This window comes from Flavobacterium aciduliphilum, from assembly GCF_003268855.1.
GTDB classification, from domain to species: Bacteria; Bacteroidota; Bacteroidia; order Flavobacteriales; family Flavobacteriaceae; genus Flavobacterium; species Flavobacterium aciduliphilum.
This window is the reverse complement of the sequence record NZ_QLSZ01000001.1, coordinates 445,464-460,341: the sequence shown is the minus strand read 5'-3', so window position 1 is coordinate 460,341 and position 14,878 is coordinate 445,464. Positions and strand designations below refer to the sequence as shown.

The following is a 14,878-nucleotide window of genomic DNA, read 5'->3' as shown; positions in this document are numbered from 1 at the left end:
TTTTACGATTAAATTTATCATACAGAAGCGTTTATAAATTATAAAAAAACCTTAGGTAAAGGTAAGGTTTTTTAGTTTAGCTTATGTTAATTTTAATTTAATTTTTTTCTTATTCAAAACTTTGCATGAATACGAGTTTGGAATAGGTGCCTTCAAGGGCGAGCAATTCCTCGTGAGTTCCTTGTTCTACAATCTTTCCTTTTTGCATCACTACAATTTTATCTGCTTTTTGAATGGTAGATAAACGGTGTGCAATCACGATAGAGGTTCGGTTTTGCATCATATTTTCTAAAGCCACTTGCACAAATTTCTCACTTTCTGTGTCTAATGCCGATGTAGCTTCATCTAGAATCATGATAGGAGGATTTTTTAATACGGCACGCGCAATATTTAACCTTTGTTTTTGACCTCCAGATAATTTATTTCCGGCATCACCAATGTTAGTATTAATGCCTTGTGGTAAATCTTTAACAAATTCGTAGGCATTGGCCACTTTTAAGGCTTCAATAATTTCATCGTCGGTGGCGCCTTCCTTACCAATTAAAATGTTATTCTTTATGGTGTCGTTAAAGAGAATCGAATCTTGAGTGACAAGTCCAATCAGCCCTCTTAAAGAATTCATGGTCATGTCTTTTATGTCAATCCCATCAATTTTGATGTTTCCTTCTTGAACATCATAAAAACGAGTCAATAAGCTGGCAATTGTACTTTTACCACTACCAGATTGTCCCACCAACGCAACGGTTTTTCCTTTTGGCACATCTAGTGAAAAGTTTGTCAACACATTTTCCTTCTCATATTTAAAAGTGATTTGCTCAAGAGAGATGTTTTTGTCAAAGGATTCTTTTATAATGGCATTTGGTTTGTCTGAAATAGTATTCTCAACTTCTAATACTTCAAATACACGTTGCGCTGCTGCCAATCCGCTTTTTACGGCATAGTTAGCTTTCGAAATAGATTTAGCAGGAGTAAGAATATTGTAGGCCAACCCCATGTAAGCAAGAAATTGTGCGGCTTCGAATACAGGTTTTCCATTGGGTAAATGTTCTACTAAAACCATGTTTCCTCCAAACCATAATAGTGTGGCAATTACTATAATTCCCATAAACTCACTAAATGGAGAGGCTAAATTGTTTTTTCTACCAATGCTGTTTGATAGTTTTAACAAGCGCATTACAGAATCATTGAATTTGGTTTTGAAATTCTTTTCGGCATTGTAGCTTTTAACTACTTTTAAACCTGATAAACTCTCTTCTACAATTGAAATTAAAAATCCTCCCTCGTACTGTATGCGTTCTGATTTTGATTTTAAGGATTTGCCAACGAGTGAGATGATATAGCCTGAAATAGGTATAAAAATAAAGACAAATAGTGTTAATTTAACACTAATAGCAAACATAGCTCCTATGGTAAATATAATTGTCATTGGTTCTTTGACTATTAATTCTAAGATAGAAAAAAAGGAATTTTGTACTTCTCCTACATCCCCAAGCATACGAGCCATGATGTCTCCTTTTCTCTTTTCGGAGTAGTATGAAATAGGAAGGTCGATAATTTTATTATACATGGTATTTCTTAAATCTTTCAAAACACCATTTTTTAAATGCATCAAATGATTGGATGCGAGATAGTTAAAAAGATTTTTAAATAAAAAGGTGATAATAATGAGAGCAACCACAAATAATAAGGCATATTGTGGTCCTTTGGTAATTTGGAGATGTGTGATATTGTAATAAAGATAATCTTTTCCAAATTTAGTTATCTCCCAAATAGAAGTATAAACGGGTTTTTCTGTAATTTTTTCAGATTTATCAAACAATACTTGCATCATCGGGATTAAAGCGATGAAAGAAAGCGTACTGAATAACGCGTACAAGATGTTATAAATCACATTCCAAAATACATGCGATTTATAGGGTTTAATAAAAGGAAAAATCTTTTTTAAATTATCATCCATTAGTTCAACTGCATTGCAGCAATAATATTTTTAATTTTTACATCCAACTCTTGTGATACTGTCTCAAAATCTTCTGCTCGATTTAACGGCGCATTGACACTAAAATAAAACTTTATCTTTGGTTCGGTACCGCTTGGTCTAGCGCAAATTTTTGAACCATCTTCCAAATAATAAATCAACACATTAGATTTTGGAATTGAAATAGGAGTTATTTCACCAGTAAACATGTTTTTTGCTGTGGAGTTTTTGTAATCTTCAATACAAACTACACGTTGTCCATCGATTTCAGAGACTGGATTTTCACGTAAATTAATCATCATTTGATCAATTTCTTTTAATCCGTCCATTCCTTTTTTAGTTAAGGAAATTAAATGTTCTTTATAAAATCCGTGATCAACATATAAGTTAATCAATTCTTGATATAACGTACTTCCTGAGGCTTTTGCCTGAGCTGCAATTTCGCATACTAAAAGACATGCACCAACGGCATCTTTATCACGAACTGCATCTCCTACCATAAACCCGAAACTTTCTTCACCACCACCAATGAATTTCAATTCAGGGAAATCTTTGATGAATTTTGCAATCCATTTGAACCCAGTTAAACCTACTTTACATTCAACATCATAAGCCGAAGCTAATTCCAACATCATTGGTGTCGAAACTATAGTAGAACCGATGAATTGTTTTCCATCAATTTTTCCCGCACGTTTCCATTGTTCTAGTAAGAATGCTGTCATGATAACCATGGTTTGGTTTCCGTTCAATAAAATCATTTTACCATGTGTATCGCGAACAGCAACTCCCAAACGATCAGAATCAGGGTCTGTTCCAATAACAATGTCGGCTTCTATGTTGTCTGCTAAGGCCAAAGCCATAGTAAGTGCTTCTGGTTCTTCAGGATTTGGAGATTTTACTGTTGGAAAATCACCATTGGGTGTTTCTTGTTCTTTTACAATGTTCACATCGGTGTATCCTGCTTGTGCTAAAACTCCTGGAATGGCTTTGATAGAAGTTCCGTGTAAAGATGTATATACTATTTTTAAGTTCTCTTTTGCTAGCGTTGGAGTGTTAAAACTACAATTTTCTATTGTAGATTTTGCAAAAGCCGCATCTATAGCCGCATCAATATATTCAATCAGATTTTCGTTCGCTTGAAATTGGATGTCCTCATATTTAAGCGATTCAATGCGTTCAATGATTTCTCCATCTTGAGGAGGTACTAACTGGCCGCCGTCTTGCCAATATACTTTATAACCATTGTATTCTGGGGGGTTGTGTGATGCGGTAAGTACAATCCCGGCGTGACAATTCAAATGTTTTAAGGCAAAAGATAATTCTGGCGTTGGACGCATCTCTGAAAATAGATAGACATGAATGCCATTGGCTGAAAACACATCGGCAACAACTTTTGCAAGCGTGTCACTGTTGTGACGGCAATCGTAGGCAATAACAACTTTTAAGGTTTCATTCGGGAATGATTTTTTTAAATAATCCGATAAGCCTTGTGTGTTTTTGCCTAAGGTGTATTTGTTGATTCTGTTGGTGCCTACACCCATAATCCCACGCATACCGCCCGTTCCAAATTCGAGGTTTTTATAAAAACTTTCCTCCAATTCTTTTGGTGCGTGGGCTAACATGTTTTTTATGCGGTCTTGTGTATCTTGGTCAAACGTAGGAGTCAACCATTCGTTTGCTTTGTCTAAAATGTTTTGTTCCATGATTCTAAAGTTGAGTATAGTGTGTGTACAATTTTGGTGCTTTTATAAATTCAGTTCATTTGCAATTTTATAACGCTCTTCATTGTTTTTGGTTCGAAGAATAATCTCCCCTAAAAAACCAGCCAAAAATAATTGAGAACCAATAATCATGGCTGTTAGCGCAATATAAAACAGCGGATTTTGAGCTACCAATATGGTTTGTTTATGTAATGCGAATAATTTGAAAAGTTTAATTCCGATGATAAAAAAGGTCGAAATAAATCCAATGAGAAACATGATTACGCCTAAAAAACCAAATAGGTGCATCGGTCTTTTTCCGTAACTCGATAAAAACCAAATCGTAATCAAATCAAGAAACCCATTGATAAATCGATTGATGCCAAATTTTGATTCACCATATTTTCGAGCTTGATGTTGGACTATTTTTTCACCAATCTTACTAAAACCAGCATTTTTTGCCAAAACAGGAATGTAGCGGTGCATCTCGCCCGAGACTTCAATGTTTTTGATTACAATATTTTTATATGCTTTCAAACCACAATTAAAATCGTTCAAGTATACTCCCGATGTTTTTCGTGCAGCCCAATTAAATAATTTTGAAGGAAGATTTTTAGTAACCACATGGTCATAGCGTTTCTTTTTCCAACCCGAAACCAAGTCGAAATCATGGTTCATAACCATGTTAAACAATTCTGGAATCTCGTCTGGACTGTCCTGTAAGTCGGCGTCCATTGTGATGATGACATCACCTTGAGCTTTGGAAAAACCCGCATGTAGCGCTTGTGATTTGCCGAAATTTCTTAGAAACTTAATCCCTTTTACATGAGCGTCTTTTTTGGAAAGATCTTCAATAACCTCCCATGACCTATCAGTACTTCCGTCATCGATAAAGATAATTTCATAGGTATAATTGTTGGAAATCATCACGTTTTGAATCCATGTATGCAGTTCGGGCAACGATTCTTGCTCGTTTAATAAAGGAATTATTATGGATAAATTCATTAATTAAAGTTCTTATTATTTGTTTTAAAAATAGCTGCTAAAATGAGTCCAAAAATTGAGCTTATAAGAATATAAGTAAAAAATCCCTTTATTAACTGAATTACAGAAAACTGGTCATTTTCTTGAATGTTTTTTATAGCTTCATTTAATTTGCTTGTAGGTGTTCCGAATTTTTCTAATATTTCAGTTGCATATTTTATAGCCATTTCTTTTAAAGTTTCCTTTAAAGAAGGGTCTATAATATTAAATAAAATTATTTCAAAAAATGTAGTAATTAAAGAAGCAATTACAATAAAAATAAAGTAAGTAGTAAATGCGTTTTTAAATGAAAACTCGTCTTTTAATTGCTTTTTTGTTGATGTCAAGAGGATGATAGCTAGTGTCAAAAAAACACAAAGTTTTAAAAAAGTTATCCAACCAGATAGGAATAGTTTTAAATCTATTGTATAAATCATAGTTGTTATCAAAGCAGAGATAACCCCAGAAATAATTCCATATGTAATACCATTCTTTTTTATTATTGAGTTCATGTAAATTTTGAATAAAAATTAATCCACAAATATAGTAAATATGATATTATAATATGAAGTTGTTAACGAATTAAAAAAAGCGTGCAGGATGTTTGGTTATTAAAAAATAAATGTATCTTTGCACACTCAAATTAAAACAATAATTTTAAACGTTGTAATCTGTTGATACCTTTTTATCGAAAGCTTCACAACAAATTACTTCAAAAACAAATAAAAAGATTTACATCATGAAACAAGGAATTCACCCAGAAAATTACAGATTAGTTGCTTTTAAAGACATGTCAAACGAGGATGTTTTTATTACTAAATCAACTGTTGAAACAAAAGAAACAATAATGCACGAAGGCGTGGAATATCCAGTGTACAAAATGGAGATTTCGAGAACATCTCACCCATTTTATACAGGTAAATCTAAATTAATTGATACGGCAGGTCGTATTGATAAATTCAACAGCAAATACGCAAAACGCGCTAAATAATATATTTAGTGTTCAAATTTTATTAAAACCTTTCGATTTCGGAAGGTTTTTTTATGGAATAAACTTTGTAACTTTGAACACAAACTTTTGAAAAGCCGTATTTTGTATCTTTAAAAATTATCAGATGAATTACATATTATTTGACGGAACCGTAAGACAAGCGCTATTGCCATTTACTTTTACAAGGCCAGTTGCGGATATTCGAGTGGGCATCTTAACCATTCGTGAAAAATGGGAAAAATATCTTGGGTATACCACAACTACACTAACAGAAGAGTATCTTTCTGAAAAGTATCCCATGGTTGAAATGGAAGAAAATGTTATGATTAATGCTTCTTTTTTGCCAAATGAAATCCTTTGCGAAATGGTTCGAAACCTAGAAAGCAATCAAGCCATTTTTAAAGGTGATGACGTTATCGCTTTTTATACTAATGATACTCAGGAAGAAGTTTATTTTGAATCGTATGAAATTATTGAATATCAACAAGATAGTTTGACTATAGAACATACTTGGGATATTTTTGGTAAAAATGAAATTGCACTTAGAGAAGATTTTGAATTGATTACCGAAGGAAGAACTTCGCAACCGATACCTAAAAGTGTCAATGTTATTGCGCCAGAAAATGTTTTTATTGAAGAAGGGGCAAAGCTTGAATTTGTTACCTTAAATGCAGCTGCTGGACCAATTTATATTGGTAAAAATGCCGAAATTATGGAAGGTTCGGTCATTCGTGGTCCCTTTGCTCTTTGTGAATCAGGTCGAGTTAAATTGTCCACCAAAGTCTATGGCGCGACCACCGTGGGTCCACATGCTGTGATTGGAGGGGAAGTGAGCAATTCGGTTTTATTTGGCTATTCCAATAAAGGGCATGATGGGTTTTTAGGAAATTCGGTTCTCGGAGAATGGTGTAATATAGGTGCTGATAGCAACAATTCAAACTTGAAAAACAATTATGAGGAGGTGAAATTATGGAACTATGAAACCAATAATTTTTCCAAAACGGGGTTACAATTTTGCGGATTGATGATGGGTGACCATAGCAAGTGTGGGATTAATACCATGTTTAATACCGGAACTGTAGTTGGGGTCAGTGCAAATATTTTTGGTGCAGGTTTTCCTAGAAACTTTGTGCCCAGTTTTTCGTGGGGAGGAGCCTCTGGGTTTACGACTTATTTGACAAACAAAGCGTTCCAAACCGCAAAAATTGTTATGGCAAGAAGACAAGTTGAATTTACTGAACAAGATGCTCGAATATTAGAACACGTTTTCGAAGAAACTAAAAAGTATAGAAAGGAGTAATTCTTACTCATTAAAGATAGCCGCAGATTCACAGATTTTTAAAATTATTTTAATCTGTGAATCTGTGGTTATTTTATTTTGAAAAATTAACTAGATTTGCACTCTCAATTTTTTGACAACGATTTCATGAATTGAGCATACTTATGGAACACAAAAAAAAAGTAGCGTTCTACACGCTTGGATGTAAATTAAACTTTTCTGAAACATCCACTATTGCTAGAGATTTTCAAAAAGAAGGATTTGACAGAGTTGATTTTGAAGAAATCGCCGATATTTATGTGATTAATACGTGTTCGGTAACCGAAAATGCCGATAAGCAATTCAAGCAAATTGTTAAAAAAGCCATGAAACGCAACGATAAAGCTTTTGTGGCAGCGGTTGGGTGTTATGCCCAATTAAAACCTGAAGAGTTAGCCGCAGTAGATGGGGTTGATTTAGTGTTGGGGGCTACAGAAAAATTCAAAATTACAGATTACATCAACGATTTGTCTAAAAACGACATGGGGCAAGTCCATTCTTGTGAAATAGAAGAAGCCGATTTTTACGTTGGGAGTTATTCTATTGGAGACAGAACTCGGGCTTTTTTAAAAGTACAAGACGGTTGCGATTATAAGTGTACCTATTGTACCATTCCTTTGGCACGAGGCATTTCGAGAAGTGATGCCTTAGAAAATGTGTTGAAAAATGCGACCGAAATTTCGCAACAAGGCATCAAAGAAATTGTACTCACGGGGGTAAATATAGGGGATTATGGCAAAGGGGAATTCGGAAATAAAAAACACGAACACACCTTTCTAGATTTAGTAAAAGCCTTGGACGCCGTTCATGGTATCGAACGGTTGCGAATCTCCTCGATTGAGCCTAATTTATTGAAAAATGAGACCATCGAATTTGTAGCACAAAGTCGAACTTTTGTACCGCATTTTCATATTCCATTGCAGTCAGGAAGTAATGATGTTTTAAAAAGAATGAAACGCAGGTATTTGCGTGAAGTTTACACGGACAGAGTTCAAAAAATTCGCGAAGTGATGCCTCATGCGTGTATTGGTGTGGATGTGATTGTGGGATTTCCTGGTGAGACAGATGAACATTTCTTGGAAACCTACCACTTCTTGAATGACTTAGATATTTCTTATCTGCACGTTTTTACCTATTCGGAACGAGATAATACCGAAGCGGCTGACATGCCCGAAGTTGTTCCTATGAATGTGAGAAACAAACGTAGTAAAATGTTACGTGGCTTGTCTGTAAAAAAACGTCGTGCGTTTTATGAAAGTCAAATGGGAACACTTCGCACGGTCTTGTTTGAAGGTGAAAACAAAGAAGGGTATATTTACGGATTTACGGAGAATTATGTTAAAGTAAAAACGCCTTGGGATCCAGCATTGGTCAATACATTACATAACATTAAATTGACACACATAGATGAAGAGGGGAGTATGAGGATGGAATTTGTCAACAATTACGTTGTTTGATTAAAAGATATTTTGGTTATCCTGAAAACATTTTCACCATATTGTTCCACAAATTCAAATTTATTTCGTTCTGGATTTTTGAAATCGATAATGCGTTCTCCTGAGATTTCATAATACATGGTGCTGCCTTCAAACATGAATCGATTGCCATTGGTTCGATAGGCTGAACGAATTAAATCGAAAACCGATAAGTTCCAAGTGGTTAAATGCGCATCCAAATCGTCATAGTTTGAAAATAAACCTTCAGTAATTTCTGTTTTACAGCCGTAATAGTTTTGAATACATTCAAAAAAAGCAACAATAGCAAGGTTTAGTTCGTTCGAATTCATGTTCTAAAGATATCAAATTCTCATAAAAAAATCCAAATTCCAAAATAGAGTTAAGGAATTCGGATTTCGAAGGGTATGAGTTTTATATTTTTATGCCAGGAGGGAGTAAATCTTTGTATGTCGGATTTTTTCTCATAAAGGCGGCTATTTTTGGAAAAACTGGAACAACTTTAAGTTTGCGTTCATAGGCAATTTCCATAATGTTTTTAAGGAAATCATCTATAAAATCAGGATGGTCAAACCCGTCAAATGTAGTAATCCGTGTTAAGAAAATTTTCTTTTCTTGAAAAGAGTACTCCACAGAAATAAGTTTTCCATCAAATGTTGTTTCAAACTGTCTCGCGAAGGTATTGTCTTTAATTTCCATTTGCGTTAAAGTTAACTCAGAATTCATCAATTTTTCGTCTAAAAATTTTATATTTATGCAAATTTCGGAATAATTTATGGATTATATCAAATTTAAATACGAAAATGAAAAAAATTCCTGTGTATTTCATGCCCGGACTGGCAGCAAGTCCTACTATTTTTGAGCGAATTCATTTGCCCGAATCCGTATTTGAAATGCATTTTTTAGAATGGCGTGTTCCTGATAAAAACGATACGTTACAAGATTATGCTCAGCGTATGGTGAAACAAATACTGCATGAAAATCCTATTTTGGTTGGGGTTTCTTTTGGTGGAATTTTGATTCAAGAAATGGCTCGTTTTATAACCTGTCAGAAAATTATTATCATTTCGAGTGTGAAATCGAATCAGGAGTTTCCTGTGTTTTTTAAAATAGCCAACAACCTAAAACTTTATAAACTACTCCCTATGTCTCTTTTTACGTGGTTTGAAATTCTGCTAAAAAGAAATCCTTCCAAAAAAGGCAAAAAGCGGTGGCAGTTGTATGATACATTTTTAAATGTTAGAGATCAAACCTATTTAAAATGGTCCATAACTCAAATTCTAACTTGGACTAAAGCTACTCCTGATGAACATGTGATTCACATTCATGGAGATAAAGATGCTATATTTCCTATCAAGAAGATTCAGCACTGTATCGTGGTTTCTGGAGGTACTCATATCATGATTGTTACCCAATATCGATGGTTTAATGAGCATCTACCCAAAATAATTTTAGAACAATAACGTTAACTATATAACGTTGAAATTACTAATTTTGCCCAATAAAATTGAACCCATGAAAAAAATCAAAATTATCGGAGGGGTAGCAGGTATTTTTCTGTGTTGTTATCTGTTTGTTTTTGCCTTATCGGGTACCGACAAAAAGAAAATGATGCGAGAAGGAACTGCTCAATATTTTCCTGCTATGGTTGACTTTGCTGGAGAGCGAACACCTTTAAACATTGCGGATGTTCGCGAACGTTTTGATAGAGAATTGTTGGTTAATGCCAATTTACATTCGTCAACGATTTTAATCATGAAAAGAGCCAATAGGGTTTTTCCAGTTATCGAACCGATATTAAAGCAATATGGGGTCCCCGATGATTTTAAATATTTGGCTGTCATAGAGAGCGCGCTGACCAATGCGGTTTCGGCTTCAGGAGCGAAAGGAGTATGGCAATTTATGCCTGAAACAGCCAAAGAAAAAGGGATGGAAGTTAATGATGTCGTAGATGAACGCTATCATTTGCAGAAAGCAACCGAAGCGGCGTGTAAATATTTGATAAAAGCAAAAGAAAAATTTGGGACTTGGACCTTGGCAGCTGCTTCATACAACGGGGGAATGAATGGCTTGAATACTAAAATTGCAGAACAACAAGTAAACGATTACTACGATTTGCTGCTCACAGACGAAACCTCAAGATATGTGTTTAGAATCTTGGCGTTAAAAGAAATTATGCAACACCCTAGTTTGTATGGTTTTGAGGTGTCTAAAGACGAATTGTATGAAAACATTCCGACTAAAACAGTTGAAATAGACAGTTCTATAAATGATTTGGCGGCTTTTGCTAAAGCTCAAGGGATTAATTACAAGATTTTGAAAATTCACAATCCGTGGTTGCGTGATAAAAAATTGGTTAACCCTACTAAAAAGAAATATGTGTTAGAAATTCCAACAGAAGGGTATTAGTAAGTTGCGAGTTTCGTGTTAAATTTTTTTGAGCATAAAAAAGTTCGCAAAATGCGAACTTTTTTATTAAATGAAACCCGTAACCACAATTAAATCTTCTTCATTTGTTCTTTCATCATATTGATTTGATCTTTCAACATGCCTTGTTTGTCAAGTTTTTTAACTTCATTGATGAGGTTTGTCGCTTCTAATTTTCTTCTTCTAGAAAGCGCTACACCGGCTAAATTTAATTTTGCAACGGCCAAATCCATGTCCATATTTAATCCTAATTCAATAGCTTTTTTAAAGAACTTTTCAGCTTGCACAAGGTTGGTTTGTGATACCATAATTCCTTGTAAATAATTGTAATAGCCTTGTTGTTTTTGTACTAAAGCCGTTTCAGGATTTTTAATTTTAGCCAACCATTTTTTGGCGCCTTCAAAATTTTGCTTGCGCAATTGTAAGAAAGCCATCAAAATATATTCATTTCTGAAGTATAAGAAAAGCGGTGCCAACGATACTAGGATGAGAAAAATTCCATTTCCAATATTGCTTTCTGTGAATTGCCAGATGGCCGTTCCGAAAAGTAAGACAACCAAAACAAGTTTAATATTCCTATGAAACATAATAATAAAATTTAAGAGTGCAAAGGTAATAAAACGTTTTTAAAATATTTTTAAAAAACTACTTGCAAGTAATAAAAACCTTTGTATATTTGCACTCAGTTTTGAAAAAACCTAGATTAAAGAGTAATACACGAATTAAAGATAAAAAGCAATGAGCAAAAGAACGTTTCAACCATCGAAAAGAAAAAGAAGAAATAAACACGGATTTATGGACAGAATGGCTTCTGCAAATGGAAGAAAAGTCCTTGCGCGTCGTAGAGCTAAAGGAAGACATAAATTAACTGTATCTTCTGAACCAAGACACAAAAAATAATGATTATTTGTTAATCAATATACAGCCGTTACTTTTAGAAGTAGCGGCTTTTTTTATAGCTGTTTATAAAATTTGATAAGTTTAAAAAGGTGTTTTTTTTCATTCGAAAGAAACTTATTATCTTTGAGAAAACAACAATACCACATACAACTCACAACAACACTAACTACAAATGCCAAAAGACAACTCCATTAAATCCGTTTTAATAATAGGTTCTGGACCTATTGTTATCGGGCAAGCCTGCGAATTTGACTATGCAGGCTCTCAAGCTGCACGTTCCATTCGAGAAGAAGGAATTGAAGTCATTCTCATCAATTCCAATCCAGCCACCATCATGACCGACCCTAGTATGGCTGATCATGTGTATTTGTTGCCCTTAACCACTAAATCGCTCATTCAAATTCTTAAAGAACATCCACAAATTGATGCTGTGTTACCCACTATGGGAGGGCAAACGGCTCTTAATCTTTGTTTGGAAGCCGATGAAAAAGGCATTTGGAAGGATTTTGGTGTAAAACTCATTGGAGTAGATATCAATGCCATCAACATTACTGAAGATAGAGAGCAGTTTAAACAATTGCTCACACGCATCAACATTCCTTTTGCACCGGCAAAAACCGCTACTTCGTTCTTAAAAGGAAAAGAAATCGCACAGGAATTTGGTTTTCCATTAGTAATTCGGCCCTCGTTTACATTAGGAGGTACAGGAGCGGCTTTTGTTCATAGTAAAGAAGAGTTTGATGAAAAACTGACGTATGGATTGGAGATGTCACCCATTCACGAAGTTTTGATAGACAAAGCTTTATTAGGTTGGAAAGAATACGAATTAGAATTGTTGCGCGATAAAAACGATAATGTGGTTATCATTTGTTCGATTGAAAATATGGATCCAATGGGAATTCATACTGGAGATTCCATTACAGTGGCTCCAGCCATGACTTTATCAGATACGACGTTTCAAAAAATGCGGGATATGGCTATGTTGATGATGCGTTCCATTGGAAATTTTGCTGGAGGTTGTAACGTGCAGTTTGCCGTTTCACCCGATGAAAAAGAAGATATTGTGGCCATTGAAATCAATCCGAGAGTGTCGCGTTCTTCCGCTTTAGCCTCAAAAGCTACGGGTTATCCCATTGCTAAAATAGCTTCTAAATTGGCTTTGGGCTATCATTTGGATGAATTGCAAAATCAAATTACCCAATCCACTTCGGCATTGTTCGAACCTACTTTAGATTATGTAATTGTAAAAATACCGCGTTGGAACTTTGATAAATTTGAAGGTGCTGATAGAACCTTAGGGCTCCAAATGAAATCAGTTGGCGAGGTGATGGGAATTGGGCGTTCGTTTCAAGAAGCACTTCACAAAGCTACACAATCGTTAGAAATCAAGCGTAATGGTTTAGGAGCAGATGGGAAAGGGTATAAAAACTACGAACAAATTATTGAAAAACTAACGTATGCCAGTTGGGACAGGGTTTTTGTGATTTACGATGCGATTCAAATGGGAATTCCGTTGAGTAGAATCCATGAGATTACTAAAATCGATATGTGGTTTTTGAAGCAATACGAAGAATTATATTTGTTAGAAAAAGAAATTTCGACTTATAAATTAGACAATTTACCCAAAGAATTGTTGCTGGAAGCCAAACAAAAAGGCTACGGCGACCGACAAATTGCCCACATGCTAGGGTGTTTGGAAAGTCAGGTGTATAAATTGCGTGAGGAGATGCACATTAAACGGGTGTATAAATTGGTGGATACTTGTGCGGCCGAATTTAAAGCGCAAACACCTTATTATTACTCGACTTTTGAAGCTGAAATTGAAACGGCTACCGGAGAACGCTATGTGCATAATGAGAGTATCGTTTCACAAAGAAAAAAAGTAGTGGTTTTAGGTTCGGGACCTAACCGAATCGGACAAGGAATTGAGTTTGATTATTCTTGTGTTCACGGAGTTTTGGCTGCTAAAGAATGTGGCTATGAAACCATCATGATCAACTGTAATCCAGAAACAGTGTCTACCGATTTTGATACCGCTGATAAATTGTATTTCGAACCCGTTTTTTGGGAACACATTTACGACATCATTCGTCATGAACAACCAGAAGGCGTCATTGTGCAATTGGGTGGACAAACGGCCTTGAAATTGGCTGAAAAATTATCCAAATATGGCATCAAAATATTAGGGACTTCATTCGATGCACTAGATTTGGCTGAAGACAGAGGACGTTTTTCAGAGTTGTTGTCTTCGCTTCAAATTCCTTTTCCAAAGTTTGGTGTCGCTGAAAATGCCGATCAAGCCAGTCAATTGGCTGATGTTTTAGATTTTCCATTATTGGTACGTCCTTCTTATGTTTTGGGTGGTCAAGGCATGAAAATTGTCATCAACAAACAAGAACTTGAAGAACATGTGATCGATTTATTGAAAAACATTCCAGGAAATAAACTGTTGTTAGACCATTATTTAGATGGCGCCATAGAAGCAGAGGCAGACGCCATTTGTGATGGTGAAAATGTGTACATCATAGGGATTATGGAACACATTGAACCGTGTGGCATTCACTCGGGTGATTCTAATGCGACGTTGCCCCCCTTTAATCTGGGGGAATTTGTCATGCAACAAATAAAAGACCATACTAAGAAAATAGCCCTAGCGCTTCAAACCGTTGGGTTGATTAACATTCAGTTTGCGATCAAAGACGATATCGTGTACATTATTGAAGCCAATCCTCGTGCGTCTCGAACCGTACCTTTTATTTCCAAAGCGTATGGCGAACCGTATGTAAACTATGCGACCAAAATCATGTTGGGAGAAAACACATTGAATGATTTTACATTCCAACCCAAATTAAAAGGATTTGCGATCAAGCAACCTGTTTTTTCGTTTAGCAAGTTTGCCAATGTCAACAAAGCATTGGGACCCGAGATGAAATCGACTGGCGAAAGCATTTTGTTTATAGACGATTTAAAAGACGACCAGTTCTATGAACTCTATTCTAGAAGAAAAATGTATTTGAGTAAGTAGTAGGTAGTAGGGGTAAGTGATAGAAAATAGGAGCAAGATATTATGTATACTGTTCCTATTTTTTT

The 14,878-nt window shown here is 35.1% G+C and carries 14 protein-coding genes; 7 read left to right on the top strand and 7 right to left on the bottom strand.

Annotated elements, in window-relative coordinates; all coding sequences use genetic code 11:
- Nucleotides 1-109 precede the first annotated feature (109 nt).
- Genes CLV55_RS02225 through CLV55_RS02210 form a run of 4 tightly spaced genes read right to left on the bottom strand, consistent with a single transcriptional unit; the run spans nt 110 to nt 5,210 of the window.
- Nucleotides 110-1,957, bottom strand: coding sequence for an ABC transporter ATP-binding protein (locus CLV55_RS02225; RefSeq protein ID WP_112112096.1), 1,848 nt, complete (start codon nt 1,955-1,957; stop codon nt 110-112).
- Nucleotides 1,957-3,678, bottom strand: a complete 1,722-nt coding sequence (locus tag CLV55_RS02220; protein ID WP_112112095.1) for a phospho-sugar mutase — start codon at nt 3,676-3,678, stop codon at nt 1,957-1,959. The genes CLV55_RS02225 and CLV55_RS02220 overlap by 1 nt, the downstream gene beginning before the upstream one ends.
- Before the next feature lie 42 nt (nt 3,679-3,720).
- Nucleotides 3,721-4,680, bottom strand: coding sequence for a glycosyltransferase family 2 protein (locus tag CLV55_RS02215; protein ID WP_112112094.1), 960 nt, complete (start codon nt 4,678-4,680; stop codon nt 3,721-3,723).
- The gene (locus CLV55_RS02210; protein ID WP_112112093.1) at nt 4,680-5,210 is read right to left on the bottom strand and encodes a DUF4199 domain-containing protein; all 531 of its coding nucleotides are present in this window, start codon (nt 5,208-5,210) and stop codon (nt 4,680-4,682) included. The genes CLV55_RS02215 and CLV55_RS02210 overlap by 1 nt, the downstream gene beginning before the upstream one ends.
- 227 nt (nt 5,211-5,437) lie before the next feature.
- On the opposite strand from CLV55_RS02210, the gene CLV55_RS02205 reads away from it, so the two are divergent.
- The 3 genes from CLV55_RS02205 to mtaB all read left to right on the top strand — a co-directional run bounded on the left by CLV55_RS02205 (nt 5,438) and on the right by mtaB (nt 8,464).
- Nucleotides 5,438-5,689 (top strand): type B 50S ribosomal protein L31, encoded by a 252-nt coding sequence (locus CLV55_RS02205; protein ID WP_112112092.1) that lies wholly within the window; start codon nt 5,438-5,440, stop codon nt 5,687-5,689.
- Nucleotides 5,690-5,813: 124 nt separating this feature from the next.
- Nucleotides 5,814-6,989, top strand: coding sequence for a GlmU family protein (locus CLV55_RS02200; protein ID WP_112112091.1), 1,176 nt, complete (start codon nt 5,814-5,816; stop codon nt 6,987-6,989).
- A 143-nt stretch (nt 6,990-7,132) separates the two neighbouring features.
- Nucleotides 7,133-8,464, top strand: coding sequence for a tRNA (N(6)-L-threonylcarbamoyladenosine(37)-C(2))-methylthiotransferase MtaB (gene mtaB / locus CLV55_RS02195; RefSeq protein ID WP_112112090.1), 1,332 nt, complete (start codon nt 7,133-7,135; stop codon nt 8,462-8,464).
- Here the strand turns inward: mtaB and CLV55_RS02190 are convergent.
- Entirely contained in the window at nt 8,452-8,793 is a 342-nt protein-coding gene (locus CLV55_RS02190; protein WP_112112089.1) for a hypothetical protein, read from the bottom strand. The two genes, mtaB and CLV55_RS02190, sit on opposite strands and share 13 nt — an antisense overlap.
- A gap of 82 nt (nt 8,794-8,875) precedes the next feature.
- Nucleotides 8,876-9,160, bottom strand: coding sequence for a GNAT family N-acetyltransferase (locus CLV55_RS02185; protein ID WP_112112219.1), 285 nt, complete (start codon nt 9,158-9,160; stop codon nt 8,876-8,878).
- A 104-nt stretch (nt 9,161-9,264) separates the two neighbouring features.
- Between CLV55_RS02185 and CLV55_RS02180 the strand changes: the two genes are divergently transcribed.
- Entirely contained in the window at nt 9,265-9,924 is a 660-nt protein-coding gene (locus tag CLV55_RS02180) for an alpha/beta hydrolase (RefSeq protein WP_112112088.1), read from the top strand.
- Between the two features lie 52 nt (nt 9,925-9,976).
- Nucleotides 9,977-10,870: a lytic transglycosylase domain-containing protein gene (locus tag CLV55_RS02175; RefSeq protein ID WP_112112087.1), complete on the top strand. Its 894-nt coding sequence runs from the start codon at nt 9,977-9,979 to the stop codon at nt 10,868-10,870.
- An 89-nt stretch (nt 10,871-10,959) separates the two neighbouring features.
- Here CLV55_RS02175 and CLV55_RS02170 read toward each other — a convergent pair whose 3' ends face one another.
- Entirely contained in the window at nt 10,960-11,475 is a 516-nt protein-coding gene (locus CLV55_RS02170; protein WP_112112086.1) for a DUF2892 domain-containing protein, read from the bottom strand.
- 151 nt (nt 11,476-11,626) lie between these two features.
- On the opposite strand from CLV55_RS02170, the gene rpmH reads away from it, so the two are divergent.
- Together rpmH and carB are read left to right on the top strand one after the other, a co-directional pair.
- Nucleotides 11,627-11,788 (top strand): 50S ribosomal protein L34, encoded by a 162-nt coding sequence (gene rpmH / locus CLV55_RS02165; RefSeq protein ID WP_008464848.1) that lies wholly within the window; start codon nt 11,627-11,629, stop codon nt 11,786-11,788.
- Nucleotides 11,789-11,960: 172 nt separating this feature from the next.
- Nucleotides 11,961-14,813 carry a carbamoyl-phosphate synthase large subunit gene (gene carB / locus CLV55_RS02160; protein WP_112112085.1) on the top strand — a complete coding sequence of 951 codons (2,853 nt, stop codon included), beginning with the start codon at nt 11,961-11,963 and terminating at the stop codon, nt 14,811-14,813.
- Nucleotides 14,814-14,878 lie beyond the last annotated feature (65 nt).